Source organism: Bradyrhizobium sp. BRP20, assembly GCF_020194215.1.
GTDB lineage: Bacteria > Pseudomonadota > Alphaproteobacteria > Rhizobiales > Xanthobacteraceae > Bradyrhizobium > Bradyrhizobium yuanmingense.
The window spans coordinates 63,377-88,058 of the sequence record NZ_JADYVY010000010.1 but is presented as its reverse complement, the minus strand read 5'-3'; the positions used below and the strand labels follow the sequence as shown (position 1 = coordinate 88,058).

Annotated in this window: 18 protein-coding genes and 1 pseudogene; 11 read left to right on the top strand and 8 right to left on the bottom strand. The window is 66.3% G+C overall.

Going from position 1 to position 24,682, the window contains the following annotated elements:
• The first annotated feature begins 106 nt into the window (after window positions 1-106).
• The 3 genes from I6F33_RS23295 (at window position 107) to I6F33_RS23285 (ending at window position 7,092) form a co-directional block, all read left to right on the top strand.
• Window positions 107-1,828, top strand: coding sequence for an AMP-binding protein (locus tag I6F33_RS23295; RefSeq protein WP_225144250.1), 1,722 nt, complete (start codon window positions 107-109; stop codon window positions 1,826-1,828).
• Window positions 1,829-1,836: 8 nt separating this feature from the next.
• On the top strand, window positions 1,837-5,142 hold the full coding sequence (locus I6F33_RS23290; protein ID WP_225144249.1) for a carboxyl transferase domain-containing protein: 3,306 nt from the start codon (window positions 1,837-1,839) through the stop codon (window positions 5,140-5,142).
• Window positions 5,143-5,238: 96 nt separating this feature from the next.
• The gene (locus I6F33_RS23285) at window positions 5,239-7,092 is read left to right on the top strand and encodes a sigma-54-dependent Fis family transcriptional regulator (protein WP_225144248.1); all 1,854 of its coding nucleotides are present in this window, start codon (window positions 5,239-5,241) and stop codon (window positions 7,090-7,092) included.
• 164 nt (window positions 7,093-7,256) lie between these two features.
• Here the strand turns inward: I6F33_RS23285 and I6F33_RS23280 are convergent, their stop codons facing one another.
• Entirely contained in the window at window positions 7,257-7,811 is a 555-nt protein-coding gene (locus tag I6F33_RS23280; RefSeq protein WP_036009648.1) for a flavin reductase family protein, read from the bottom strand.
• A gap of 115 nt (window positions 7,812-7,926) precedes the next feature.
• Window positions 7,927-9,024, bottom strand: a complete 1,098-nt coding sequence (locus I6F33_RS23275) for an LLM class flavin-dependent oxidoreductase (RefSeq protein ID WP_036028702.1) — start codon at window positions 9,022-9,024, stop codon at window positions 7,927-7,929.
• Between the two features lie 217 nt (window positions 9,025-9,241).
• On the opposite strand from I6F33_RS23275, the gene I6F33_RS23270 reads away from it, so the two are divergent.
• From I6F33_RS23270 to poxB, 3 genes are all read left to right on the top strand, one after another.
• A complete protein-coding gene (locus I6F33_RS23270; protein WP_225144247.1) occupies window positions 9,242-10,156 on the top strand; it encodes a 2-dehydro-3-deoxygalactonokinase in 915 nt (304 codons plus the stop codon).
• A 14-nt stretch (window positions 10,157-10,170) separates the two neighbouring features.
• On the top strand, window positions 10,171-10,803 hold the full coding sequence (locus I6F33_RS23265; RefSeq protein ID WP_225134832.1) for a 2-dehydro-3-deoxy-6-phosphogalactonate aldolase: 633 nt from the start codon (window positions 10,171-10,173) through the stop codon (window positions 10,801-10,803).
• A gap of 109 nt (window positions 10,804-10,912) precedes the next feature.
• Entirely contained in the window at window positions 10,913-12,649 is a 1,737-nt protein-coding gene (poxB, locus tag I6F33_RS23260) for a ubiquinone-dependent pyruvate dehydrogenase (RefSeq protein WP_225144246.1), read from the top strand.
• Between the two features lie 2 nt (window positions 12,650-12,651).
• On the opposite strand, the gene I6F33_RS23255 is transcribed toward poxB, so the two are convergent.
• Window positions 12,652-13,011, bottom strand: coding sequence for a hypothetical protein (locus tag I6F33_RS23255; RefSeq protein WP_036036192.1), 360 nt, complete (start codon window positions 13,009-13,011; stop codon window positions 12,652-12,654).
• A 68-nt stretch (window positions 13,012-13,079) separates the two neighbouring features.
• Complete coding sequence (locus I6F33_RS23250) at window positions 13,080-13,988, bottom strand: PaaI family thioesterase (protein ID WP_225126717.1); 909 nt, start codon at window positions 13,986-13,988, stop codon at window positions 13,080-13,082.
• Between the two features lie 136 nt (window positions 13,989-14,124).
• Between I6F33_RS23250 and I6F33_RS23245 the strand changes: the two genes are divergently transcribed.
• Window positions 14,125-14,445, top strand: coding sequence for a hypothetical protein (locus I6F33_RS23245; RefSeq protein ID WP_036009675.1), 321 nt, complete (start codon window positions 14,125-14,127; stop codon window positions 14,443-14,445).
• A gap of 232 nt (window positions 14,446-14,677) precedes the next feature.
• Here I6F33_RS23245 and I6F33_RS23240 read toward each other — a convergent pair whose 3' ends face one another.
• On the bottom strand, window positions 14,678-16,150 hold the full coding sequence (locus I6F33_RS23240) for an amidase (RefSeq protein ID WP_225144245.1): 1,473 nt from the start codon (window positions 16,148-16,150) through the stop codon (window positions 14,678-14,680).
• 116 nt (window positions 16,151-16,266) lie between these two features.
• Window positions 16,267-17,376, bottom strand: coding sequence for a ring-opening amidohydrolase (locus I6F33_RS23235; RefSeq protein WP_225144244.1), 1,110 nt, complete (start codon window positions 17,374-17,376; stop codon window positions 16,267-16,269).
• A gap of 242 nt (window positions 17,377-17,618) precedes the next feature.
• Here I6F33_RS23235 and I6F33_RS23230 point away from each other — a divergent pair, with 242 nt between their 5' ends.
• A complete protein-coding gene (locus I6F33_RS23230; protein ID WP_225144243.1) occupies window positions 17,619-19,955 on the top strand; it encodes a Tex family protein in 2,337 nt (778 codons plus the stop codon).
• 25 nt (window positions 19,956-19,980) lie between these two features.
• On the opposite strand, the gene I6F33_RS23225 is transcribed toward I6F33_RS23230, so the two are convergent.
• Together I6F33_RS23225 and I6F33_RS23220 are read right to left on the bottom strand one after the other, a co-directional pair.
• Complete coding sequence (locus I6F33_RS23225) at window positions 19,981-20,352, bottom strand: helix-turn-helix transcriptional regulator (protein ID WP_225144242.1); 372 nt, start codon at window positions 20,350-20,352, stop codon at window positions 19,981-19,983.
• Complete coding sequence (locus I6F33_RS23220; RefSeq protein ID WP_225144241.1) at window positions 20,349-21,215, bottom strand: S1C family serine protease; 867 nt, start codon at window positions 21,213-21,215, stop codon at window positions 20,349-20,351. Before I6F33_RS23220 ends, I6F33_RS23225 begins: the two co-directional genes overlap by 4 nt.
• Window positions 21,216-21,406: 191 nt before the next feature.
• Between I6F33_RS23220 and I6F33_RS23215 the strand changes: the two are divergent.
• The 3 genes and pseudogenes from I6F33_RS23215 to I6F33_RS23205 all read left to right on the top strand — a co-directional run bounded on the left by I6F33_RS23215 (window position 21,407) and on the right by I6F33_RS23205 (window position 24,586).
• Window positions 21,407-22,373 (top strand): annotated as a pseudogene (locus I6F33_RS23215) (VOC family protein).
• A gap of 63 nt (window positions 22,374-22,436) precedes the next feature.
• On the top strand, window positions 22,437-23,312 hold the full coding sequence (locus I6F33_RS23210) for a dihydrodipicolinate synthase family protein (protein ID WP_036009666.1): 876 nt from the start codon (window positions 22,437-22,439) through the stop codon (window positions 23,310-23,312).
• Between the two features lie 167 nt (window positions 23,313-23,479).
• On the top strand, window positions 23,480-24,586 hold the full coding sequence (locus tag I6F33_RS23205; protein WP_036009668.1) for a S1C family serine protease: 1,107 nt from the start codon (window positions 23,480-23,482) through the stop codon (window positions 24,584-24,586).
• Window positions 24,587-24,682: the final 96 nt, after the last annotated feature.

Genomic DNA, 24,682 nt, shown 5'->3' with positions numbered 1-24,682 from the left:
AAACTGTTTTCCTTGACATGAACTCTGCGGTGCTCGACGTGTAACGAGGTCGAGCGATGCTGCCTTGCGTCCCTCGCGAAAAGAAAAGCAACACGGGAAGGACGTCATGAACAAGGGCCTCGACGAGAATGACTACCTCGCCACCTTGCGCGGCCTGTGGGACAAGGCCTGGCCGAAGGGCCTGCCGCGCTCGCCGAACTATCTGCACGGCGAAGTTCCCCTGACGGAATATCTGCGCACCTGGGCAAAGCGGAGTCCGGAGCGGCCCGCGGTGATCTTCTACGGGCATGTGACCACCTATGCCGATCTCGATCAGAAGAGCGATCGCTTTGCGGCGCTGTTGCAGGCAAAGGGCGTGCGCAAGGGCGATCGCGTCGCCGTCTTCCTGCCGAACTGCCCGCAATTCCACGTCGTGTTCTTCGGCATCCTGAAGCTCGGCGCGATCCACGTTCCCATCAGCCCGCTGTCGCGCGCGTTCGAATTGTCCTACCAGCTCAACGACACCGAGGCCGAGGTGATCGTCGCGCTCGACCAGCTCATTCCTATCGTTGATCAGGTCCGCGGCGAGGTGCGCCTGCGCGAGATCATCGTCACCAGCTTCGCCGATGTCGTGCCGGCGGCGCCTGCGTTTCCCGCGCCGGACTCGATCCGCACGCCTCGCGTTGCGGTCTCCGGCGCAACTGATCTCCTGCCGGCGCTCGCGGCACTGCCCGCACCGACCCCGCTGCCGCCGCCCCACCTCGATGATGTCGCTGCGCTCAATTACACCGGCGGCACCACCGGCATGCCCAAGGGCTGCGTGCATACCCATCGCGATATGGTTTACACGGCCGCCGCCAATTACGGCATCTCGTTTCCCTCGGATGAGAGCAGCGTGTTCCTGTCGTTCTTTCCGGAGTTCTGGATTGCGGGCGAGAATTCCGGTCTGATCTTCCCGCTGTTCTCGGGCGGCACGCTGGTTCTGCTCGCGCGCTGGGACGCTGTCGGCGCGATGGCGGCGATCGACAAGTACAAGGTCACGATGACGGCGATGCCGGTCGACAGCGCGGTCGAGATGATGGACCATCCGCGCTGGAGCGAGTCCGACCTGTCGTCGCTGCAACAGGTGCGCGTGGTCTCCTTCGTCAAGAAGCTCAACGCCGGCTATCGCAGGCGCTGGAAGGACCTCACCGGCACGATCCTGATGGAGGCGGCCTGGGGCATGACCGAGACCCACACCTCCAATACTTTCACCGCTGGCTTTCAGGACGGGGATTTCGACCTCAACAGCCAGCCGATCTTCGTCGGCCTGCCGGTCCCCGGCGCCGAGTTCAAGATCACCGATTTCGAGACCGGTGCGCTGCTGCCGCTGGGAGCCGAAGGCGAGATCCGCGTGCGTACGCCGTCGCTGCTCAAGAGCTACTGGAACAAGCCCGAGGCGACGGCGGAATCGCTCGTCGACGGCTGGTTGCGCACCGGCGATATCGGCACCATCGACAAGGACGGCTTTCTGCACTTCCTCGGCCGGCGCAAGGAGATGCTGAAGGTCAAGGGCATGAGCGTGTTTCCGCCGGAGATCGAGGCGTTGCTGGGGCAGCATCCGAAGGTGCTGGGCTCGGGCGTGGTCGGCCGTGATGATCCGGACAAGGGCCAGGTGCCGGTCGCTTATATCCAGCTCAAGCCGGAAGCGATCGGCACGGTCTCAGAACAGGAACTGCGCGCCTGGTGCGCCGAGCGCATGGCCGTCTACAAGGTTCCGGAAGTCCGCGTTATCGATGCGCTGCCGTTGACGGCAACGGGCAAGGTCAGGAAGCAGGACCTCATTCCAAATCCTCCTGCCGTCCAGTGAGAGAGACGATGTCGTTCAAGAAGCTCCTGATCGCCAATCGCGGCGAGATCGCCATCCGCATCGCACGCGCGGCGGCCGATGCCGGCATTGCGACGGTCGCGATCCATCCCGCCGACGATGCGCTGTCGCTGCACGGGCGCGTTGCGGACGAGGCGATCGAGATCCCCGGCCGCGGCGCACGGGCCTATCTCGACATCGAGGCCGTGGTGATGGCGGCCAAGAGCGCAGCTTGCGATGCCGTGCATCCCGGCTATGGCTTCCTCAGCGAGAACGCGGCATTCGCGAAAGCCTGCGCCGACGCCGGAATCACCTTCGTTGGGCCGAAACCGGCTGCGCTCGAGCTGTTCGGCGACAAGGTTGCGGCACGTCAGCTGGCCAAACGCTGCGGCGTGCCGATCATTGCCGGCACCAGCGGGCCGTCGAGCCTCGAGGAGATCACGGCATTCTTTACCTCGCTCGGCAGCAATGCTGCGATCGTGATCAAGGCTATGGCGGGCGGTGGCGGCCGCGGCATGCGCGTGGTGGAGAACGCGTCCGATCTTGCGGAAGCCTATGCGCGCTGCCAGTCCGAGGCCAAGGCGGCGTTCGGCTTCGAGGGCGTCTATGCCGAACGGCTGATCCGGCAGGCGCGCCACATCGAGGTCCAGATCATCGGTGACCGCCATGGTGCGATCTCCCATCTCTGGGAACGCGAATGCACCATCCAGCGCCGGCACCAGAAGCTGATCGAGGTGGCGCCGAGCCCGTCATTGAGCGATGCCCTGCGCGGCCGCATCATCGAAGCGGCAAAGCAGCTGGCGGGCGCCGCGTCTTACGACAATCTCGGCACGTTCGAGTTTCTGGTCGACGGAACCGCCGAGGACAGCTTCGCCTTCATCGAGGCCAACCCGCGGCTCCAGGTCGAACACACCGTGACCGAAGAGGTGCTCGGCGTCGATCTCGTCCGCGCCCAGCTCGCGGTCGCCGCAGGCAGCACATTGAGCTCGCTTGGTCTCGCGCAGGCATCGATCCCGAAGCCGCGCGGCCATGCCATGCAGCTTCGCGTCAACATGGAGACGCTGGACGAGACCGGCGCCACGCATCCGACCGGTGGCGTCCTCGCCGTGTTCGAGCCGCCGTCGGGCCCCGGCGTGCGCGTCGATAGTTTCGGCTATGCCGGCTACAAGACCAGCGCGGCCTTCGACTCGCTGCTTGCCAAGGTGATCGTGCACACGCCGAGCGAGGCCTGGCATGACGTCGTCGCGAAAGCCTTGCGTGCGCTACGCGAGTTCCGGATAGATGGCGTCGTCACCAACATTGCCTTCCTCCAGTCGGTGCTCGCGCATCCCGATTTCAGGACCAACCGCATCGCGACTGATTTCATCGACCGCAACATTGCCAGGCTCGTGGAAGCATCGGATGGGGCCGCCAAGCCGCTTTACTTCGCCGCGGCAGAGCGCGGCGCCGGTCACAGCGCGGAGGTGCACGTCGCGCCAGCCGTACCCGAAGGCACGGTGATGGTCGCGGCCCCCTTGCAGGGAACCATCGTCACCATCCAGGTGAAGAAAGGCGAGATCGTCCGCCCCGGCCAGCAACTCGCCGTGATCGAGTCCATGAAGATGGAGCACCTCGTCATGGCCGAGCAGGGCGGGCGGGTGACAAAACTCGTCGCAGGTGACGGCGTCACGCTGATGCATGGCGAGCCGATCCTCTATCTCGAGCCGCTCGACGTCGCCGCCGACAGCGCGGTGGCGGAAGCCGACATCGATCTCGACCATATCCGTCCCGATCTTGCCGAGCTGATCGCCCGCCAGGCCAACACGCTCGACGAGAACCGCCCCGCTGCGGTCGAGCGCCGCCGCAACACCAACCAGCGCACCGCTCGCGAGAACGTCGCCCAGCTCGTCGACGACGGCTCGTTCATGGAGTACGGCAGCCTTGCGATCGCGGCGCAGCGCCGCCGGCGCAAGCTCGACGATCTCATCAAGAACACGCCGGCGGACGGCCTCGTCATGGGCGTCGCCACTGTCAATGCCGAGAAGTTCGGGCCAGAAGGCGCGCGCTGCATCGTCGTGGCCTACGACTACACCGTGCTCGCGGGCACGCAGGGCCACATGAACCACAAGAAGATCGATCGCATGCTGACGCTGGCGGAAGACTGGCGCGTGCCGCTGGTGTTCTATGCCGAAGGCGGCGGCGGCCGGCCCGGCGACACCGACCGGCTCGGCATGACCGGCCTCGACGGGCCGTCCTTCGTGCAGTTCGCGCGGCTCTCGGGCCTCGTGCCTGTCGTCGGCGTTGTTTCCGGCTATTGCTTCGCCGGCAACGCCGCGATGCTCGGTTGCTGCGATGTCATCATCGCCACCAAGAACGCTTCGATCGGCATGGGCGGTCCTGCCATGATCGAGGGCGGCGGCCTCGGCGTCTATCATCCGGCTGAGGTCGGCCCTGTATCATTCCAGTCGCCGAACGGCGTCATCGACATCCTGGTCGAGGACGAGGAGGAAGCGACCCGCGTCGCGCAAAAATATCTGTCCTATTTCCAGGGTGCGGTGGCGGATTGGGAGGCTGCTGACCAGCGCCTGCTCCGCCGCGCCATCCCCGAGAACCGCCTGCGCGTCTATGACATCCGCAGCGTGATCGACCTCGTCGCCGACAAGGATTCCGTGCTGGAGCTGCGCCGCGACTACGGCGTCGGCATGATCACCGCACTGATCCGAATCGAAGGCAAGCCGTTCGGCCTGATTGCCAACAATCCGCGCCATCTCGGCGGCGCAATCGATGCCGATGCCGGCGACAAGGCTGCGCGTTTCCTCCAGCTCTGCGACGCCTTCGATCTGCCTGTTGTCTCGCTGTGCGACACGCCCGGCTTCATGGTCGGCCCCGAGGCGGAGAAGACCGCGATCGTGCGCCACGTCTCACGCATGTTCGTGACCGGCGCCAGCCTCACCGTGCCGCTGTTCGGCATCGTGCTGCGCAAGGGCTATGGTCTCGGCGCACAATCGATGATCGGCGGCGGCTTCCACGCCTCGTTCTTCACCGCGGCCTGGCCGACCGGGGAGTTCGGCGGCATGGGCCTGGAGGGCTACGTCCGCCTCGGCTTCCGCAAGGAGATGGAGGCGATCGCCGATCCCGAGGAGCGCGAGACCTATTACCGCAACAAGGTCGCCGAGCTCTATGCCAACGGCAAGGCGGTCTCGATCGCCTCCGTGTTCGAGATCGACAACGTCATCGACCCGGCCGAGACGCGGCGCTGGATCATGGCCGGTCTGCGCACGGTGCCGAAGCCCGAGCCGAGGACGGCGAAGAAGCGGCCGTGCATCGACACGTGGTGAGGGCGGTGCAGCAATAGCTGCTTTCCCGGTTCCCGATTGACATCCCCGCCTTTGCTGCCAGACTTTGCACAATAATACAGGGTGGAGACGTCCGCGATGGCCAGCCTCTCGGCCTCGAACCATGTCGCCCGTGTCTTGTCCGTCGCCAATCATGTGGCCGACGTCGATGCCTCCTCGCGGATTGCGAGTTCCTGGCGGCGCTGCCTCGTCAACCACAAGCTCGATCCCGCCCGCCAGGGCCCACCGCAGACGCTCACCGAAGCCGAAATCCGCCATGTCGCCGAGCCGATGGAGGAGACGATCCGGCTCGTCACGCCCGAGCTCGACGATCTCGCCCGTGTGCTGCACGACGCCGGCTACTGCGTCAATCTCGCCGATGTCAACGCGACCATGCTGTTCAGCCGTCTGCCGGGCGAAGCCGATGCAAGGATGTTTCTGGATTGGAAGATCTACACCGGCTCGAACTTCGCCGAGGCTTGCGAGGGCACCAATGGGCTCGGCACCGCGCTGGCCGAGCAGAAGCCGATCCTGGTGCATCGCGACGAGCATTTTCGGGCGCAATGGCACATGTTCTCCTGCGCGGTGGCGCCGCTGTTCGATCCGGTCGGCCGGCTCGCCGGTGCCGTCAACATCACCTCCTGCCGTGAGGATCTGGAGCGCGCCGCGCATCAGCTTGCACTTGCGGTGACGATGGAGGCGACGCGGCGGATGGAGGGTGCGATCTTCCGCGGGCATTTCCGCAATGCCTGGATCGCCACCGTGCCCGGTGACGGCGGCAGCGGCCTCGTCGCCTATGATGACGACCGCCGCATCGTCGGCGCCTGCCGCTCGGCGCGTGCGCTGCTCGGCCTCACCGACGGCATGATCGCCTCCGGCATCGACCTGTCGCGCTACCTCAAGTTCGACCATCACGCTGCGCGTGGCAGCGGCGAGATCGTCGAGCTGCGCCATGGCGACGGCCGTCCGTTGGGGCAGGGGCATGTTGCTCCGCCCCTGCATGCGAGATCGCATGCGCCGCGCCGCGATGCGCAAGTCGATCGCTTTGATGCGTTGCACCGGCTCGCCGGCCGCGACCCCGGCCTGATCCGAAGCGTCAAACGGCTGCGGAGCATCGGCGACCACAATCTGCCGGTGCTGCTGCATGGCGAGACCGGCGTCGGCAAGGACGTGTTCGCGCGGGCTATTCACGGTGCGAGCAACCGCGCGCGCAACAATTATGTCGCGCTCAATTGCGCGGCGATGCCGGAAAGCCTGATCGACGCCGAGCTGTTCGGCTACGAGGCGGGCGCCTTCACCGGCGCGCGGCGCGAGGGTTCGAAGGGCCTGATCGTGCAGGCCGACGGCGGTACGCTGTTCCTCGACGAGATCGGCGACATGCCGATCGGCTTGCAGACGCGCCTGTTGCGCGTTCTGGAAAACCGCGAGGTCTGGCCGCTCGGCGCGCTCAAGCCCGTCACCGTCGATATTCGCCTGATCAGCGCCACGCATCGCGATCTCGGCCGCATGGCGGAAGCGGGGGCCTTCCGCGCCGACCTCTATTTTCGCCTGCGCGGCATCGAAGTGCGCCTGCCCGCCTTGCGCGAGCGCGCCGACCGCGACGACATCATCCGCCAGATCGCGCGCGAGGAGGCGCCGAGCTGCCGGCTCTCGGAGGAGGCATGGTCGCAGCTCGCGGCCTACCCGTTTCCCGGCAACATGCGCCAGCTCCGCCACGTGCTGCGGCTCGCCGGCTGCACGGCGGAAGATGGCGTCATCACCGATGCCGATCTCGATCTGCCGCCGTTTGGCGGACGGACGGAACCTGATCTCGAAGCAGCCGAGCGTGCGACGATTGTCGCGGCGCTACGTAAGCATGATGGCCGCGTGACGGAAGCCGCACGTACACTGAAGCTCAGCCGCGCGACGCTCTATCGCAAGATCAAGCAGCTGAAGATCGAGACGACGCAGTAGCTCCCCCTCTCCCCTTGTGGGAGAGGGTGGCTCGCCGCGCCGCGGCGAGACGGGTGAGGGGTCTCTCTCCGCGGATGACTCTGGTGAGTTTGCAGAGAGATACCCCTCATCCGGCGCTTCGCGCCACCTTCTCCCACAAGGGGAGAAGAAAGCGAGCACTCGTCCTACGAAAAATCCGTCCAGCTCAGATGTCGTGCGTCGAGATCGCCGATCGTCACGTTCTCGCGGAGTTCTCGTGGCGTGTGGAAATTGCTGCGCAAGTACACCAGCGGCGTGACGGCAGCGGAATGCGAGGCGCTGCGGACCTCGCCGACGAAGATCGAATGCGTCGTCGTCTCGAACTCCTGCGCCAGCACGCAGTCGAACGCGGCCACCGCGTCCGCCAGCACCGGTGCGCCGGTCACGCCACGCGTCCATTGCCCGAAGGCGAAGCGATCGTCGCCGTCGACGCCCTTCTGGCCGCTGAAGGTGAGGGCGAGCAGCGCGTGATCCTCATGCAAGAAGTTGATGGCGAAAGCACCTTCCTCCCGGATGCGGGCATGGGCGCTGGCGTTGCGGTTGACGCAGACGATCAGCGAGGGCGGCTTGTCCGACAACGAGCAGGCCGAGGTCACCGTCAGCCCCGTGCGCCTGCCGTGCTCGGCGCCCACCGTGACCAGCGCTACCGCACCGGCACATTGGCGCATCGCCTGCTTGAAGTCCTTCGCGTCCACCGTCACGCGGAAATCTCCCAGAATAGAAGCGGGTGCGGCACGATCGCGCCGCACCCGGCGCCAAGAGTCTAGCATGATCTCTTCGGAAAACCGCTATGCACTTTTCCGGATCATGCTTGCGTCAAGCCGCCTTCTTCGCGGAGCCGAGATGCCCAAGGCGCGGCATCACCTCGTTCTTCAGCAGCGAGAGCGAGTGGTGCCAGGCCTCGGCCTTATGCTTGTAGTCGAAGCCGAACACGAGCAGCACGCCGAAGCCGCCGACCTCGTCGTAGATCTTCTCGATCTTCTCGGCGACGGTCGCGGGCGAGCCGACGATCCAGTTCCGCTTCGCGCAATATTCGACCGTGACGTCGCTGTCTGGCACATCGGGCGCGTGCTTCAGATAGTCCTTGAAGCCGAAATGCCCGAGCAACGGCAGGAAGTACTCGCTCATCATTCGGCCCATCATGTCGCCGGTCGAGAGTTTCCAGGCCTCTTCGTCGGTGTCGGCGACGAATACCTCGCGCACTAGGCGCCAGTCCTGGCGGTTCGGCTTGCGGCCGGTCTTGGCGGCCCCGATCTCGACCGAGTCCCAATGGCTCGAGACATAGGCCGGGTTGAGGTTGAGGCTCATCGGGATGAAGCCGCGCTCGCCGGCGAGCTTGAGCGTGTCCGAGTTCTTGGAAAGGCCCGCAACGCCGATCGGCGGATGCGGCGCCTGCAGCGGCTTGATATGGGGCTTGAGGAAGTCGAACATCGTGTCCGGCTTGGTCACCGTCCAGTACTTCCCCTTGTGGGTGAAGGGCGCCGGCTCGGTCCACAGCTTAAGGATGATCTCCAGCGCCTCGCGCGTCATGTCGCGGTTCTGCCCGCTCATGCCGTCGACGTTGAACATCGCCCAGTCGCTCGGCAGCCCGCTCGCCGCCACGCCGAAATTGAGCCGGCCCTCGGAGAGATGATCGAGCATGGCGACGCGGTTGGCGAGCTCGGCCGGGTGATGATAGGGCAGCAGGAAGCCGCCCGGACCGATGCGCAGCTTCTTGGTCTGCATCAAGGCCTGCGCGATCAGGAGGTCCGGCGTGGGATTGGGTTCCCAGGGCGCGGTGTGGTGCTCGCCGACCCAGGCCTCCTGATAGCCGAGCTCGTCGAGCCAGCGCATGACCTGCAGATCCCAGTCGTTCCCTTCCTTGAGGCCGCACTCCGGCGGATGCGAAGGCATCGTGAAATAGCCGATCTCCATGGGTTTCCTCATCTGATGTTGACGCGTCTTGTCGCGCGTTGACGGAGTTGAGTGACGAAGTGTCAGCAAGCGGTGTGCCACCGCGGCGAAGCCTCAAATTCAAGAGAAAGGGCTGGTTTGCCTGCGCAATAGCCGGTATCTCGACGGGAGCCTGCCGGACATCGTCTCATATGTCGCGAGACGGCGTCTTGGCCATGAGACGAGGACGAGACTTGAAATGACCGAACCCGCCTATGTCGCGGTGGACTGGGGCACCAGCAGCTTCCGGCTCTGGCTGGTCGATCGCGCCGGTCAGGTGCTGGCCGAGCGCCGCAGCGGCGAAGGCATGCTGGCGGCGGCGAAGACCGGCTTTCCCGCGGTGCTGCAAGCGCATCTGGCCGCGGTCGAAGCGCCCGCGCATCTGCCGGTTCTGGTCTGCGGCATGGCCGGTGCCAAGACCGGCTGGGTCGAGGCCGGCTATGTCGACACGCCGGCACGGCTCTCCGCCGTCCTGCAACAGGCCGTGCGTGTCCCTGGCGAAGCGTGCGACATCCGCATCCTGCCGGGTATCGCCCAGCGCGATGCCAAGGCGCCGGACGTCATGCGCGGCGAGGAGACGCAGTTGCTCGGCGCGCTCGGCCTCGATGCCGCGGGCGAGGCGCTGGTCTGCATGCCCGGCACGCATTCGAAATGGGTTCGGGTGAAGGACGGCACGGTCGAGCGCTTTTCCACCTTCATGACCGGCGAGCTGTTCAGCGCTGTCTCGCGCGAGACGATCCTGTCGCTCGCAGTCGCCGGTGCTGATGACGCCGAAGACATCGCGAGCTTCAAGGCGGCCGTGAAGGCCGCATTCGCCGCCCCGGCCTTCGCCGCCAACCTGCTGTTCACCGCGCGGTCGCGCCAGCTTCTGTTCGGCGGCCCGCCGGCCGCGGCGCGCGAGACGCTGTCGGGCACGTTGGTCGGCGTCGAGCTGGCGGCGGGCCTCTCCGGCACGGTGCCGCAAGCGGGCGTCCAGCTGATTGCCGCGGGGCGGCTTGCGGTGCTGTATCGGCTGGCATTCGAGGCGCTCTCGGTAACCGCAAATCCGGTCGATGCGGATGAAGCCGTCCGCCGCGGCCTGTCGATGGCGGCAGCCGCGATCTGGACGAAGTAGAAGGACTGCGAGAGATGAGCGTTCCCTTTCCGCCGATGCAGCGGCCGCTGGTCGCGATCCTGCGCGGCATCAAGCCTGAGGAGACCGAAGCGATCGTCGGCGTCTTGGTCGAGGCCGGCATGACCGCGATCGAGATCCCCCTGAATTCACCCGATCCGTTCCGCTCGATCGCGCTTGCCGTGAAGCTCGCGCCATCAGGCGTGTTGATCGGCGCCGGCACGGTGCTGACGACGGCAGATGTCGATCGTCTCAACGATGTCGGCGGCAGGCTGATGGTCTCGCCCAATGTCGACACCGAAGTGCTGGCGCGCGCGCATCAGCATCGCATGGTGACCATGCCCGGCGTGTTCTCGCCGACCGAGGCGCTGCTGGCGGCGCGCGCGGGCGCGTCGAGCCTGAAATTCTTTCCGGCGAGCGTGCTCGGCGCTGCCGGCATCGCCGCGATCCGTGCCGTGCTGCCGGCAGGCGTGATGATCGCCGCTGTCGGCGGCGTCTCCGATCAGAATTTTGCCGAGTACATCAAGGGCGGGGTGACCGCCTTCGGGCTCGGCTCCAGCCTCTACAAGCCAGGCATGACGGCAACAGATGTCGCAGCCCGCGCAGAGGTGACAATTGCCGCTTACGATCGGGCAATTCAGAAAGATTGAGCCGACAATAAACTAGCCGTAATCCTGACTTGGTCTATTCTGCCATATGGTGGCGCGATGCCGACATGCGCGCATCGTGTTATGCGACTGGGTGAATCAGGAGACCGACATGGCGATCAACAACGTGGCCGATCTGTTCGTGGCAACGCTCGAACAGGCCGGGGTCAAGCGCATCTACGGCATCGTCGGCGACAGCCTGAACGCGCTCACCGAGGCGCTGCGTCGCCGCGGCACGATCGAATGGATCCATGTCCGCCACGAGGAGGTCGCGGCCTTCGCGGCGGCCGGCGAAGCCGAGATGACCGGGAGCCTCGCGGTCTGCGCGGGCTCCTGCGGCCCCGGCAATCTGCATCTGATCAACGGCCTGTTCGATGCGCATCGCAGCCGCGTTCCCGTGCTGGCGATCGCGGCGCAGATCCCGACCGCCGAGATCGGCGGCGGCTATTTCCAGGAGACGCATCCGCAAAACCTGTTCCGCGAATGCAGCCATTATTGCGAGCTGGTGTCGGACCCGAGCCAGCTGCCTTACGTGCTGGAGAATGCAATTCGCGCGGCGGTCGGCTTGCGCGGCGTCGCCGTCGTCGCCATGCCCGGCGATGTCGCCTTCCGCAGTCCTCCGAAGCGCGCGCTGTCGACGACGCGCGGCCTTGCGCTGGCTCCGCCGAAGGTCGTGCCGCAAGCGGATGAGCTGCGGGCGCTCGCGGATCTCCTCAACGGCGCCGAGCGCATCACGCTGTTCTGCGGCCGCGGCTGCGCCGGCGCGCATGCGCCTTTGATGCAACTCGCTGAAGCGCTGAAGAGCCCGATCGTGCACGCGCTCGGCGGCAAGGAGCATGTCGAATACGACAACCCCTATGACGTCGGCATGACCGGCTTCATCGGCTTCTCCTCGGGCTACGCCGCGATGCACGCCTGCGATGCGCTGGTGATGCTCGGCACCGACTTCCCCTACAAGCAGTTCTTCCCTGATGATGCGAAGGTCGCGCAGATCGATATCCGCCCGGAGAATCTGGGGCGGCGCTGCAGGATCGATCTCGGCCTCGTCGGCGACGTCAAGCTCACCATCGAGGCGCTGCTGCCGCTGCTCACGGCCAAGACGCAGCGCAAGCATCTCGACGACGCCGTCGCGCATTACAAGAGAGCCCGCGAGGGCCTCGATTCGCTAGCCAAGGGCACGCCCGGAGCCAAGCCGATCCATCCGCAATATCTCGCCAAGGTCATCAGCGACCATGCCTCCGACGATGCCGTCTTCACCGCCGATGTCGGCACCCCGACGGTGTGGGCGGCGCGCTATCTCGACATGAACGGCCGCCGCCGGCTGATCGGCTCCTTCGTTCACGGCTCGATGGCCAATGCCATGCCGCAGGCGATCGGGGCGCAAGCGGCGCAGCCCGGACGCCAGGTCATCTCGCTCTCCGGCGACGGCGGCTTCACCATGCTGATGGGCGACCTGATCACGCTGACGCAGGAGAAGCTGCCGGTGAAGGTGGTCGTCTTCAACAACGGCGTGCTCGGCTTCGTCGCGCTGGAGATGAAGGCGGCGGGCTTCGTCGACACAAATGTCGACCTGGAGAACCCGGATTTCGCCGCGATGGCGCGCGCGATGGGCATCTTTGCCAAGCGCGTCGAGGATCCCGGCGAGCTTCCGGGCGCGATGAAAGAGATGCTGGCGCACAATGGGCCGGCGCTGCTCGACGTCGTCACCGCCAAGCAGGAGCTGTCGATGCCGCCGACCATCACGGCCGAGCAAATCAAGGGCTTCAGCCTCTGGGTTCTCCGCGCGGTGATGAACGGCCGCGGCGACGAGGTGCTGGACCTCGCGAAGACGAATCTCTTGCCGCGGTGATATCAGCCGGCGCGGTGGTTCACCTCTCCCCGCCGGGGAGAGGTGAAAGTCTGCCAGTGCAGCACGACGCCGATCAGCAGCGCCGGCAGAAAGCCGAGCGCGATCAGGAAATGCGGCAGCTGCTTCGGCGAGATGAGGGCGATGGCGATATCGGAGATCAGCCACAGCGCTGCGAACATCACCGCAAAATCCGTTCGCGGGCACCGCAGGTAATAGAACACGGCGGTGATGACGATGGCCGGGCCGATCGCGATGCCGATCATGATCGCGGTCAGCTCCTTCGGCGTCAGCGTGTCGAGCACCATCGATGCCAGCAGCCAGAGTGCGGCGAACATGGCAACGATGTCGAGCGGATGCCGCAATCCAATTCCTCTGGCGAAAGGCGCGCTATCGTTGGGGCCGGAGCTGCGGCCGTCAAGTCAAAATGGGCTTATTCCTCGTCACTTCCAGGCGTCGGGCGCAGCATGAAGTGACCGAAAGCGGTGGCGATCGGCCTCGTCGCATCGTCCTGCCAGGCCCGCGCCTCGAAGGCGACGATACGTCGGCCCTGCTTCACGATCGAGACGTCGGCAAACGTGTCGAGCGCGCGTCCGGAGCGCAAGTAGTTGACGGTGAGGCCGATCGGCTTGGGCGGTGCGCTAGCGCCGAGCTCCCGCGCCACGCCGATGATGGCGGTGGTCTCGAGGAAGGCGCCCGTCATGCCGCCATGGATCGCCGGCAGGATCGGATTGCCGATGATCTGCGGCGAGAACGGCATCGTCAGCGTGCCGTCATCGTTGACGCGGATGCCGAGCGCGCGCGCGAACGGGCTGCGCGCAAAGGGCCCGTCCGGATCCTCCGGCGCCTCCAGCGTCGGGATGCTGCGCGCATCCATCCGGCGGTCGGCGAGCATGTTGGTGCGGTTGGCGCCGATCATGAAGCAGGCGGTCGCGGTCGCTACCGGATCGTCCTCGGACTCCTGATAGGCGGTGGAGCGCACGAAGGCGATCGAGCGCGTGGTGCGGTAGCAGACCGAATGCGCTTTGATGTCGAGGCCGGGCGTTGCCGGCTTCTGGTAGTCGATGCGCAGATCCAGGGTCGCGATCGCGCGGGTGCCGTCGAGCGCAAGTTGCACCGCCATGCCGCAGCTCTCGTCCAGCATCGCGGTGACGACGCCGCCATGCAGCACGCCGGTCGCGGTGTCGCCGACGAAGACCGGTCGATAGGGCAGGCTGGACCAAGCCTCGCCAGGTGCGAACCGGTCGAGCTGGAGCCCGCTGATATGGCCGTAATCGGAGCGGCGGCCCTTGATGGCCTCGGCGAGTTCCTCGAAGGCAAGCGTGGTCGGCGTGGTGCTCATGGGGACCTTCTAGACCAGTGTCGGGCCTCGCGCAAAATCCCGAATGAGCCCCGCATGGGACGGTTTGGTCTCGACAGGGCGCGCCGAAGCGTCGATGGTGGGCGCTTCGTTCGTCGATGAACTGCAAGGAGCGCCCATGGCCGACCCCGAAACGCCCTCGACCGCCCAGGGGCCCGTCACCATTTCCACCTCCAGCGCCGAGCGGGCGCCGATCATCTATTTCGACGGCGCATCCTGCTTCGGTCACCACAACGGCGCGATCCAGATCGAGCTTGCCGCAAACCTGTTGATGCCGGTCGGCGCTGCCGTCAGGGTCGACGTGGTCCAGACCGCGCACTTACGTTGCAGTGTCGCCGCAGCACTGGCACTGCGCGAAGCCCTCGAAAAGGCGCTCGCGATGTATCAGCAGGGTCAGAAGCAGCCGGTGGCGGAGGAGATACCGGCGGTGAAGAACTGAGGCTGTTGCGATCGCGTATCGATGCGATCGCACACTTGCTAAAGCGAGATCCATGCCACGGGCTCGCTGCAACCTCTCCCGCTTGCGGGAGAGGTCGCGCCGAAGGCGCGGGTGAGGGCTTTCTCCTCTATGGGATTGTCCCATCGCGGAAACACCCTCTCCCCAGCCCTCTCCCGCAAGCGGGAGAGGGAGTGCACCTCCGCCGTAGCGATCGAACTGATCTCATCACGCTCTAGTAGCCTACATGCACCTTCGGTTTCTTGCCGCCGTTCCACTTGCCGTCGAGCGCGCGCTCGATCTGGGCGGCTAGCTGCAGCAGGAGGCCGTCATTGGCCTGCTTGGCGATGGCCTGGATGCCGAGCGGCAGGCCGTGGTCTTGCGATGCCATCGGCATCGAGATCGCCGGCATGCCGCAGAGATTGGCGAGCGGCGTGAAGGCGAAGAAGCGCCAGAGATTCTCGAACCAGTCGCGCACATCAGGATTGTCCGAGATGGTGAGATATTCCCTGGTGCCGACCTTCGGCGTCGGCAGCGCCGTGATCGGCGTCAGGATCACGTCCCATTGCTCGAAGAAGCTGCCGAAGCCGCGCGAGGTCGTGTTGAACACGGCCTGCATCTTCGCCCGCTCGGCAAAGCTGGTGTGGCGCCCGGCTTCCCAGATGCGGATGTTCATCGGCTCGATCAGATCCTCCGGCGGCTTTTTCAGTCCGCGCGCAGCGAGCATGTTGGAGATCACCACCGCGAAGTTCGAGATGTAGCAGGTGGTCTGCGCCTCGAAGGCGGCCGGGAGGTCGATCTCCGGCAGCGCATAGTCGACGTGATGGCCGAGGCCTTCGAGGAAGCGTCCGGCCTTCTCCAGCTCGGCAGCGAGCTCGGGCGTCGCGGTGTAATTGCCCCATGTGTGCGACAGCGCGATGCGAAGCTTGCCGGGATCGCGCTTGATCATCTCGCAATAAGGCTGCGCCGTGGTCCAGAACGGCATGAACTCGCCGGGCGCAGGCCCGCGCGCATGATCGACGAAGGCGGCAGTGTCGCGCACCGAGCGCGACTGGCAGCCCTGGATCGAGACGAGGCCGGTCAGGTCCGACATGTGCGGCGCGAGCGAGAACACGCCGCGCGAGACCTTCAGGCCGATATTGCCGTTGACGCCGGCGGGAATGCGGATCGAGCCGCCGCCGTCGGTCGCATGCGCGATCGGCACCACGCCCGCGGCCACCATCGCCGCGCTGCCTGCCGATGAGCCGCAGGTGGTGTAGTCCGTATTCCAGGGATTGCGCGTGACGTAGACGGCAGGATTGTCGGCCGACGAGCACACGCCGAATTCTGGCGTCGTGGTGCGACCGATCAGGTTGAGCCCCGCCTGACGGAATTTGCCGGTGAGGAACGTATCGGCGCTCGCGCGATTGCCGCGCATCAGCAGCGATCCCATCTCCTGCAGCCGGCCCTTCATGGTCGGTCCGAGGTCCTTCATCAGGAAGGGCAGGCCGGCGAACGGACCTGCGAGATTGGCGCCGTCCTTGGCGGGATCGGCGATCACGTCCTCGAACAGCTCGACCACGCCGGACAGCGCTGGATTGACCTTGGCAACGCCCGCGGCGGCCTGGCGCGCCAGCTCCTTCGCCGTCAGCTCGCCCTTGCGAACGCGCCCCGCCAGCGCGACGCCATCGTGCTGTGCCCATTCATTCCAGCTCATCGGCAAAGTCATGAAGTCAAATCCCCTTAAGGCCGCGGCGTCACCTTTTTCGCAACGGCCCGCGTGAATCAACCGAGGCGCCACGAGGGGCAGGGTTGCGCCCGGCGGAGAGGTCGGGCTGCCGGCTATCAATCCGACAGTCGTGCGATCGCTGCAACCGGGCCGCCGCCGGCCGGCCCCTGATGCTCGGCGCCGCCGGACACGTAGATTGCGCCGGTGCCGGCAAGGCCCGCGATCAGGCCGCCGACCGCTGCGCGGGCGTGGCGTGTCGCGCTGATGTCGGTGTCTTCAAGCATGGTGTGGCGGAAGCCGCGCACTGTGCCGTTAGGCGAGGCCTCCGCCTTGGCGAAGATGTTGACGAGCGTGCGGCCCGCGGTGGTTTGCGGCGCCGCGCCGAGCCCGACGCTGTTCAACGCCGATACCACCGCCGCGGCGTCGATCGCATCCTCCATCACGGCATGGCCGATCTCGAACTCACTCGCTGAAGATGCCGAGTTGCCGAGCACGATGACGACGTTATGCATCAGCTCGATCCCCGACGAGGTCGAGGCCACCTTGGAGAACAGATCATAGCGCCGCAGCACGTCCTCGTCGCCGACGTCGGAACTGATCTCGCCGAGCGCGACCGCAACGCCAAGCGCGGACGCGCCGCGCGAATAGGCCATCGAGCTGTAAGCGCTTGTCGTTGCCGTTGTGTTGCCGCGGGCGTTTGCCGCCGCAACGCGCTCGCTGGTCAGCAGCGGGCACTTGATCTGCACGAAATGAACGTCCGCGGGATCGTTGATGCCGGCATCCGCCATCGCGGTTTGCACGGCCTTCGCTGTCTCGGCGATCTGCGCGGCGCGGCCGAGCTCCTCGGGCAAGAAATCCCGCGTGTGCGACATGCCGATGCTGAGGCGCTTGCCGGAGAGGCCTGCCGGCCGCTCGGCCTCGCTGCGCGTGAACACCGTGATGTGCGGGCTCAGCACGCCCTCGGTGCCGCCGGACATCACGAAGGCGATACGCTGCTCGACTGCCTCCGCCGACAGGCCAAGCTTGGGTGCCAGCGCCGTACATAGCGCGGCCACCGCGTATTCCCGGGTAAAATCGTTGACGCCGCCATTGCCCTCGGTCTTGCCGAGAACGGCGAGGATCGAGGTGGGATCGATCGCGCCTGAAACGATCAAGTCCATCAGGCCGGAGACGTCGCCGGGTCCCGTGGTGGCGATCCTGAAGACGCCGACCGATGTGGTACGCATGATTGGTCCTCGTGCGGAGAGTTCATTGGCCCGGCGGGAGCAAGCAGGCGCGGAACGCGGGGCCGATGTCAAGTCGCCGCGCCCCCACGAATGTGGCGAGATCGCATCGGTCGGGCAAAAAATCCTCTGTCGACGGTTGCGCACCGCACCTTGATGAATCAACCTGGGTTGGTCCATAAGCGGCGTCCCGCGGCCGGTGGTTCGCCCCTGCGCCCGCGAGCTTGGATTAGAGGGAATCTCGCGTGGCCAACATCAACCAGAAAATTGCGCAGGAGCTTGGGGTTCGCGCCGAGCAGGTCGAGGCGGCGGTGACGCTGCTCGACGGCGGCGCCACGGTTCCCTTCATCGCCCGCTACCGCAAGGAAGCGACCGGTGCGCTCGACGACGCGCAATTGCGCACTCTGGAGGAGCGCCTGGTTTACCTGCGCGAGCTCGAGGACCGCCGCAAGGCCATTCTCGAATCTGTCCGCGAGCAGGGCAAGCTCGATGCGGCGCTCGAGGCCTCGATTGTGGCCGCTGACAGCAAGGCCCGCCTCGAGGACATCTATCTGCCGTTCAAGCCGAAGCGCCGCACCAAGGCGGAGATCGCCAAGGAAGCCGGCCTCGAGCCGCTCGCCAATCAGCTTATGGCTGAGCCCGGCAATGATCCGAAGATCGTGGCGGAAGGCTTCATCAACGCCGAGAAGGGCGTCGCTGACGCCGCTGCCGCGCTCGACGGCGCCCGGGCCATCCTGGTCGAGCGCTTCGACGAGGACGCCGATCTGATCGGCGCCCTGCGCGAGGAGATGTGGACCAATGCGCGCATGGCCTCCAAGGTGCGCGACGGCAAGAAGACCGAGGGCGAGAAGTTCGCCGACTATTTCGATTTCTCCGAGCCGCTGACAAAACTGCCCTCGCACCGCATCCTCGCGATGTTCCGCGGCGAGAAAGAAGAAATTCTCGACCTGCAAATTCAGCCCGAGGCCGAGGCGCCGCCGCCGGGCGTGCCGAGCGCCTATGAATTGAAGATCATGAAGCGGTTCGGCATTGCCGATCTCAAGCGTCCCGGCGACCGCTGGCTGATCGATACCGTGCGCTGGGCCTGGCGCACCAAGATCCAGGTGCATCTCAATATCGATCTGCGCATGCGGCTGTGGAATTCGGCCGAGACCGAGGCCGTGCGCGTGTTCGCCTCGAACCTGCGCGACCTCCTGCTGGCCGCGCCCGCCGGCACCCGCGTCACCATGGGGCTCGATCCCGGCTACCGCACCGGCGTGAAGGTTGCCGTCGTCGATGCCACCGGCAAGGTGGTCGACACCACCGCGATCTATCCGCACGAGCCGCAGCGGCAATGGAACGAGTCGCTGGCGACGCTCGGCCGGCTCGCAATCAAGCACCGCGTCGAGCTGATCGCGATCGGCAACGGCACCGCCTCGCGCGAGACCGACAAGCTCGCCACCGAGCTGGTCAAGGGTCTGCCTGAGCTGAAGATGAACAAGATCGTGGTGTCGGAAGCCGGCGCGTCCGTCTATTCGGCCTCGGCCTTCGCCTCGGAGGAGCTGCCCGGCCTCGACGTCACCCTGCGCGGCGCGGTGTCGATCGCGCGGCGCCTGCAGGACCCGCTCGCCGAGCTCGTCAAGATCGAGCCGAAGGCGATCGGCGTCGGCCAGTATCAGCACGACCTCGGCCAGGCCAAGCTCGCCAAATCGCTCGATGCCGTGGTCGAGGATTGCGTGAACGCGGTCGGCGTCGACGTCAACACCGCCTCCGCGCCGCTGCTGGCGCGCGTCTCGGGCGTCGGCTCCGGCCTCGCCCAGAGCATCGTGGCGCATCGCGACGCCAATGGTCCGTTCAAGTCGCGCAAGGCGCTCAAGGACGTGCCGCGGCTCGGGCCGAAGGCGTTCGAGCAGTGCGCGGGCTTCTTGCGCATCCTCGGCGGCGAGGATCCGCTTGATGCCTCCGGCGTGCATCCGGAGGCCTATCCCGTGGTGCGCCGGATTCTCGAAGCGACCAAGAGCGACATCAAGGCGCTGATCGGCAACAGCGACGTCGTGCGCACGCTGAAGCCGAAGGATTTCGTCGACGAGACCTTCGGTCTGCCGACCGTCACCGACATCCTTCGCGAGTTGGAAAAGCCCGGTCGCGACCCGCGCCCTGCGTTCAAGGCGGCGGTGTTCAAGGAAGGCGTCGAGGAGATCAAGGATCTCAAGAAGGGCATGATCCTCGAGGGCACCGTGACAAACGTCGCCGCCTTCGGCGCCTTCGTCGACATCGGCGTGCACCAGGATGGCCTCGTGCACATCTCGGCGATGTCGAAGACCTACATCAAGGACCCGCGCGAGGTGGTGAAGCCCGGCGACATCGTCAAGGTGAAGGTGCTGGACTTCGAGGTCGCCCGCAAGCGCATCTCGCTGACGCTGCGCCTCGACGACGAGGTCGGGCCTAAGAAGGACGCCCCCGGCATGCAGCGCGACAACAATCAGCGCAACGCAAGCCGCATGACGTCGTCTGCGCCGCGCAAGCAGGAATCTTCGGGCGGCGGCGCGCTCGCCGAAGCGCTGCGCCGCGCGGCGGAGAAGAACAACGGCAAGCGGGTGTAGCGGCTGAGCGGCGCCGTTAGGGCTGTCAAAGCTCGATCACGCCGCGGCGCGCCGCATGCGCCACCGCATCGGTGCGGCCGGTGGCGTCGAGCTTGTCGAGCAACGAGCCGACATGGAATTTCACGGTGTGCACGGAGATGCCGAGCTGCCGCGCGATCATCTTGTTGGACGCGCCCTCGGCCATCAGCGCGAGCACGTCGAGCTCGCGCTGCGTCAGCGCGATGTCCGCAGGCATGATGCGCGTATCGCGGGCGACGATCGTTGCGGCGGGCTGCTCGCCGGGCGCTGCGAGGCGAAGCCCGGCGACATTGCCGAGCAGGGCCGCCAGGCGATCGGCGAGGGCGGCATCGTCGATCTCCAGCGATAGTACGATCTCGGCCGTCTTGTCCTCGCTCACGCCTCCGGCCTTTCCCCGACCGTGACCTTGAAGCTGACCGGCTCGCCGCTACGGTGCACGGCGACGTCCACCACCGCGCCGACGCTCGCAGGTCCCAGTGTCCGCGATAGCGCGCGCACGCCCGACAGCTTCTGGCCGTCGACTGCAACGATCACGTCGCCCTGGCGAATGCCGGCCGCGGCCGAAGGCCCAGCCTTGTCGACATTCATGACCATGGCGCCGATGCCGTCGTCGAGCTGCACCGGCTGCAGCCCGAGGCCGAGATAGCCACGCGCGATGCGGCCGCGCGCCTCGAGCTGGGGCGCGACACGCTCGATCGTCGCGGTCGGGATCACCAGCACGCGCCGCGGCCCGAGCACGGCCATGCCGAAGGCTTCGCCCGATGCATCGAGCGCGAGCCCACCCTGCTGGCTGCCGCGCAGGCGGACGTCGAGCTCGATTCGCGCGTCGATGTCGCCGCCGCGCAAGGAACGCCAGCTCTTTCCGGACGCCGACACCATCCCGAGCGCCGCGCTTGGTGTCTCCCGGCTGGTCGCGACCACGACCGACAATGCGCCCAGCGGCGGGACGGTTGCGGCGAGCTTGACCGGCGCGACCGCGGCCTCAGTGCGCAGCAGCGCGATGTCGGTGGTGTGGTCGCGGCCGGCGATCGTGGCAGCGACCCGACGACCGTCGGCGAGGCTGATCTCGACCTCGCCCTCGTCGGCGAGGGCCTCATCGGCGGTGATGATCAGGCCGCTCTTCCAGACGAAGCCGGTCGCGCGAGCGCGATGCGAATGCACGGAGACGACGGACGGCGCGGTGCGCGCCACAATGTCCGCGAGCGCGGAGGACAGTGAGGACAGGGGACTAAGATCAGTCATGGCGGGCTCCCGTAAGTTGTCCTCAATCTGGGATGCCGCGGGCGATTGCGAAACTGGCCGGGTGGCCAGGACCAGGACGGCCTCCGCAAGACCGCGACCGACGAACATGTGATTGGGAGCGCCTCACGGGAACGTGTAGCAATCCCAAAATTGGGCCATTTGGCCTCGAGGATTTCCAGCGAGCCCGACCGATGACCATCGACTTGACCCGCCGCACCCTGCTGCAGCTCGCCGGCGCCACCTCGCTCGCCATGGCCGCCGCAGCCGCGGCCCGTGCCGAGGGACACAGCGCAGGGCGGCGGCCCCACCTTTGCCAGCCGTACGCCGATGCGGGTCGGCATGGTGACGCTGCGGGTGAAGAGCCTCGACAAAGTCGCAGATTATTACCGCGATGTGATCGGGCTCACCGTGATGGAGCGCTCGGCGGCCACAGCCAAGCTCGGCACATCAGGCCTCACGCTGCTGGTGCTGGAGGCCCGTCCCGAAGCCGCGATTGAATCGCGCAGCGCCGCAGGCCTCTACCACACCGCCTTCCTGATGCCGACCCGCAAGGATCTGGCGCGCTGGCTGGTTCATGCCGCCTCGCACCGCGTGCCGTTGTCGGGCTTTGCCGATCATCTCGTCTCCGAATCCGTCTATCTCGACGACCCCGAAGGCAACGGCATCGAGGTCTATGCCGACCGCGACCCCTCGCAATGGCAATGGAGCGAGGGTAGCGTGAAGATGGCGACCGACGAGCTCAACATTCCCGACCTGTTGTCGCTCACCAATACGCGCGTTCCCGATTATGCCAAGGCGCCGGATGGAATGCGCATCGGCCACATGCATCTGCGCGTCGGCGATCTCGCCCAGGCCGAGAGCTTCTATCACGGCACCGTCGGCCTCGACCCGACCCGCCGCCGCAGCGGCGCGGCGTTCCTGGCGTCGGGCCGCTATCACCATCACCTCGGCATGAATGTCTGGCAGAGCCAGGGCGCCGGCCAGCGCGACGAGTCCACGACCGGTCTTGCCTGGTTCTCGCTGGTGATGGCGAACCCGGAGCTGCTCGCCGCGCAGGAAGAACGGCTGCGCAAAGGCGGTGTGAAGGTCACGGCGCTTGCGGATGGGGTGGAGGCGATTGATCCCTGGGGCACGCGGGTGCGTCTGCTCAGGGTTTGATCGCCGGCGCCGGCATTGGTAATAGCGGTCAGCCGCAAACCAATCGACCGGGATCAGCGCCGCATGTCCGAATTCCACGGTGTCTTTCCGTATCTCGTCTCGCCCATCGATGCCGACGGCACGGTGCGAACCAACGTGCTGGCAAAACTCTGCGACGACCTGATCGGCGCCGGCGTGCACGGGCTGACGCCGTTGGGCTCGACCGGCGAATTCGCTTACCTAAACGCCGCGCAACGCATGGCGGTCGTGCAGACCACGATTGAGGCCGCGCAGGGGCGCGTGCCTGTTATCGCCGGCGTCGCCTCGACCGCAACGGCGGATGCGGTGGCGCAGGCGAAAGCCTGCCAGAAGTGTGGGGCCGACGGCATCCTTGCGATTTTGGAGGCGTATTTCCCCCTGGCCGATGCGCAGGTCGAATCCTATTTCCGCGCCATTGCCGATGCCGTCGACATTCCCGTCGTCATCTACACCAATCCGCAATTCCAGCGCTCCGATCTCACGCTCGACGTCATCGCGCGCCTCGCCGAGCATCCGCGCATCGGCTACATCAAGGATGCCTCGACCAACACCGGTCGGCTGCTCTCGATCATGAACCGCTGCGGGGACTCCTTGCGCGTGTTCTCCGCCTCCGCCCACATTCCGGCGGCGGTGATGCTGATCGGCGGCCGCGGCTGGATGGCCGGACCTGCCTGCATCATCCCGCGCCAGAGCGTGATGCTCTACGATCTATGCACGGCCGGCCGCTGGGACGAGGCCATGGCGCTGCAGCGGCGGCTGTGGCGGATCAACGAAGCCTTCGCCCGTTTCAATCTCGCGGCGTGCATCAAGGCCGGCCTTGCGATCCAGGGCTATGACGTCGGCGGCCCCGTCCCGCCGCAGGCGCCACTGACGGCGGATGCGCGCAAAATCGTGGAAACGGCGCTGCGCGAGCTGGAATAGCTCGCCACGCGGCAATATGCCCCGGCATCCGTGCCGGGCGCAAAATGGTCCATACCTGACCGAGAAACTTCCGCGCGTTTGCGACGTTGCTGCGTAAGCGAGATCATGCCACTTCATGCATGTGCATCTCACAGCCCGCATTCAGCACAAGACACGGTGATCACCCAATGAATCGTCGCTATGCGATTGCCGCGGCAGCCTTCGCCGCCCTGCTGGTCGCGGTCACGGCCGCGAAGATCCTGCATGTCCCCGTCTCGTATGTCCCATGGGCCGCGCCCTCCGCACGTGCCGTCGAGCAGCGCGGGCCGCTGTGGGACGGCGAGAAGGCAACCATCGACATCTTCGAGCGCGTATCGCCGTCGGTGGTTCAGGTTGCGGCCAAGTCGGCGGCAAGTCCCCTCATGGGCGAGGAGAGCCAGGCCGGCGGCGGTGCTTCCGGCACGGGATTTGTCTGGGACCGCGACGGCCACCTGGTGACGAACAATCATGTTGTCGCCAATGGCGGCGAGATCGCCGTGCGCTTTGCCTCGGGTGAGGTGGCCCAGGTCGACCTGGTCGGCACGGCGCCCAATTACGATCTCGCGGTGTTGCGCATCCGCAGCGTGCGCCAGCTTCCAGCGCCGATCGCTCTCGGCAGTTCGAGCGACCTGAAAGTCGGACAATCCGCCTTCGCGATCGGCAATCCCTTCGGGCTGGATCAGTCGATGACCTCTGGCATCATCAGCGCGCTCAAGCGCCGGCTCCCGACCCATGGCGGCCGGGAGATCGCGAACGTCATCCAGACCGATGCCGCGATCAATCCCGGCAATTCGGGCGGGCCGCTATTGGATTCCGCCGGCCGGCTGATCGGCGTCACGACTGCGATCATCTCGCCCTCCGGATCGAACGCCGGCATCGGCTTCGCGGTGCCGGTCGATGTCGTGAACCGGATCGTGCCCGAGCTGATCCGCAACGGCCGGGTGCCGACGCCGGGCATCGGCATCGTGGCCGCCGGCGAGGATGTTTCGACCCGGCTTGCTGTCGAAGGGGTGATCGTGGTGCGGACGGCCCCCGGCAGTCCTGCCGAGCGGGCGGGGATTCGCGGCGTCAACTTTTCCACGGGAGCGGTCGGAGACATCATCACCGCGGTGGAAGGCAAGCCGGTGCGGCGCCTTGCCGACCTGACCGATGCGCTCGAGCAGGCCGGGGCCGGAAAGACCGTTCGGCTCACGGTCAAGCGCGGCTCGGACACCCGTGATGTGAATGTGAGCATTGTCGATATCGACAGGTCCTAGCCGCCCAATCCGCGCCTGCAAGGGGCCCTGACGCGCATTGCCGATGCGCCGGGGCTCGGTTGTCTGGCGCGCAAAATCGGTTAAAACCGCCGCCGT

What these genes read in the sequence shown, in the direction of transcription:
- I6F33_RS23205 (WP_036009668.1), top strand. Translation starts at nt 23,480, where the DNA reads ATGAATCGTCGCTATGCGATTGCCGCGGCAGCCTTCGCCGCCCTGCTG.
- I6F33_RS23235 (WP_225144244.1), bottom strand. Translation starts at nt 17,376, where the DNA reads ATGCGTACCACATCGGTCGGCGTCTTCAGGATCGCCACCACGGGACCC.
- I6F33_RS23290 (WP_225144249.1), top strand. Translation starts at nt 1,837, where the DNA reads ATGTCGTTCAAGAAGCTCCTGATCGCCAATCGCGGCGAGATCGCCATC.
- poxB (WP_225144246.1), top strand. Translation starts at nt 10,913, where the DNA reads ATGGCGATCAACAACGTGGCCGATCTGTTCGTGGCAACGCTCGAACAG.
- I6F33_RS23245 (WP_036009675.1), top strand. Translation starts at nt 14,125, where the DNA reads ATGGCCGACCCCGAAACGCCCTCGACCGCCCAGGGGCCCGTCACCATT.
- I6F33_RS23270 (WP_225144247.1), top strand. Translation starts at nt 9,242, where the DNA reads ATGACCGAACCCGCCTATGTCGCGGTGGACTGGGGCACCAGCAGCTTC.
- I6F33_RS23285 (WP_225144248.1), top strand. Translation starts at nt 5,239, where the DNA reads ATGGCCAGCCTCTCGGCCTCGAACCATGTCGCCCGTGTCTTGTCCGTC.
- I6F33_RS23240 (WP_225144245.1), bottom strand. Translation starts at nt 16,150, where the DNA reads ATGACTTTGCCGATGAGCTGGAATGAATGGGCACAGCACGATGGCGTC.
- I6F33_RS23275 (WP_036028702.1), bottom strand. Translation starts at nt 9,024, where the DNA reads ATGGAGATCGGCTATTTCACGATGCCTTCGCATCCGCCGGAGTGCGGC.
- I6F33_RS23210 (WP_036009666.1), top strand. Translation starts at nt 22,437, where the DNA reads ATGTCCGAATTCCACGGTGTCTTTCCGTATCTCGTCTCGCCCATCGAT.
- I6F33_RS23295 (WP_225144250.1), top strand. Translation starts at nt 107, where the DNA reads ATGAACAAGGGCCTCGACGAGAATGACTACCTCGCCACCTTGCGCGGC.
- I6F33_RS23220 (WP_225144241.1), bottom strand. Translation starts at nt 21,215, where the DNA reads ATGACTGATCTTAGTCCCCTGTCCTCACTGTCCTCCGCGCTCGCGGAC.
- I6F33_RS23250 (WP_225126717.1), bottom strand. Translation starts at nt 13,988, where the DNA reads ATGAGCACCACGCCGACCACGCTTGCCTTCGAGGAACTCGCCGAGGCC.
- I6F33_RS23265 (WP_225134832.1), top strand. Translation starts at nt 10,171, where the DNA reads ATGAGCGTTCCCTTTCCGCCGATGCAGCGGCCGCTGGTCGCGATCCTG.